This window comes from Ferdinandcohnia sp. SAFN-114 (assembly GCF_059415045.1).
The window spans coordinates 1-1,804 of sequence record NZ_JBPFDQ010000182.1; the positions used below are offsets into that span (position 1 = coordinate 1).

Sequence of the window (1,804 nt, forward strand, 5' to 3'; positions counted from 1 at the left end):
AGGAGCATTCCTGTAATAAAGAAATTTGAGAGTTGAAACAAAAAGAGCCCTCTTGGTATAGTACGAGGTGTCCGAAGCTGCAGCGCAAGGACCCTTAATTAAGTAACCAAGGAGGACTCACTAATGAATTATACACAAAATCAAAAAATCTCTCAAATTACTCAATCAACCCTTATTATTGGCATTGATGTTGCCAAGGACAAACACGTGGCACGTGCACAAGATGACAGAGGATTGGAGTTCGGGAAACGCTTAATCTTCGAAAATCGCATTCACGGATTCCAAAAACTATTAGATTGGATGGAACGACACAGAAAGCAAAATGGCAAGAACCACGTCATATTTGGTGTAGAACCTACAGGGCATTACTGGTTAAGTTTAGCTTATTTTCTAAGGGCTAAGGGTTATGACTTTGTTTTAGTTAACCCAATGCACGTTAAGAAAAGTAAAGAGCTTGATGATAACTCTCCCACCAAAAATGATACAAAAGATGCCAGAGTAATAGCACAGTTGATTAAGGATGGGCGATACTCCGTACCAAATCTCTTGGATGGCATTTATGCCGAATTAAGAGAAGGCGTCAAATTACGAGATCAGCTCACGAAACAACTGATGATTATTGAAGGGCGAATCCAAAACAATATTCAGCGTTATTTTCCCGAGTTCTTTGATGTCTTTGGAGACTGGGAAGGTAAAGCAGCTTTCTGTACGTTACGAATGTTTCCTTTTCCATCACAAATCAAAGAAATGACACCCGAGGAAGTATTGAAGAGTTGGAAACCATTTGTCCAACGAGGTGTAGGAATCAAACGTGCAACGAAACTTGTAGAAGCTGCGAAAAAAAGTATAGGTATTCAAATCGGCATTAAGTTTGCCAAGCGTGAATTAGAATGTCTACTGGAACAGTATGAGCTTTATAAGCAACAGTTGGAACAGTTAGACACGGAGCTAGAAACATTAGTTGAAAAGCTTCCAGGAGCGAAGCAGATGATGGATATTTCTGGGCTGGGCTCTACAACCATCGCTCTGTTTTTTGCAGAAGTAGGTGATATAACGAAATATAATCATCCTCAGCAATTAGTTAATCTAGCTGGACTCTCATTACGAGAGCACAGTTCAGGTAAATTTAAAGGTCAAACACGAATTACTAAAAGAGGACGAAGTCGTCTACGACGAGCCTTATATTTGGCTATTCGTCCACTTGTAGCTCATAACCCAATCTTTAAAGCTTTGCATAAATATTACACCACGAGATCTGAGCGTCCACTTAAGAAACAACAGTCACTTATTGCCTTGTGTTGTAAGTTATTACGGGTCTTGTTTGTCATTGGACAGAAACAATGTGAATTTGATGGATCAAAATTATTAAAAGGGTTAACACAAAACCTATCATTACAGGCTGCATAAGTCTTGATGAGTATAACTCCGAATCACTTTTAATTTCTCAAACAAACACCAATAGTGCAGAGTTGGAGCTTATTTTTACCATTCGGGCATGAGACCCAGCAAAGGAGCTTATCCAACCTCCACCTCATGGATACGCAGGACGAAGGAATGTATGGATTACAATCCGGAGAGACATGGGAGGGTTAGCGACCGTGATTTGCGTGGAGATTTCCTAGCACGGTTATACACTATCTACCAAATAAAACCAATTTGGTTGGTAGGATGTCCCCCAACCTGTAAATCATTTAAAGAAATACAATTAATATCCATTAATTTTGGTGTGTCAACTATTAGGTGGTTATGAAATTTTGAGAAAAAGAGAGTATTCGTGAGATAAATTAACTTTATAGAGGGAGGT

General features: G+C 39.2%; 1 protein-coding gene. It reads left to right on the forward strand.

Annotated features, from left to right (window positions below; translation table 11 throughout):
- The first annotated feature begins 123 nt into the window (after positions 1 to 123).
- Complete coding sequence (locus ACR65M_RS26755; protein WP_116354906.1) at positions 124 to 1,407, forward strand: IS110 family RNA-guided transposase; 1,284 nt, start codon at positions 124 to 126, stop codon at positions 1,405 to 1,407.
- Positions 1,408 to 1,804: the final 397 nt, after the last annotated feature.

Excerpts from the sequence above, each read along its gene's own strand:
- ACR65M_RS26755 (WP_116354906.1), top strand. The coding sequence starts at position 124 with ATGAATTATACACAAAATCAAAAAATCTCTCAAATTACTCAATCAACC.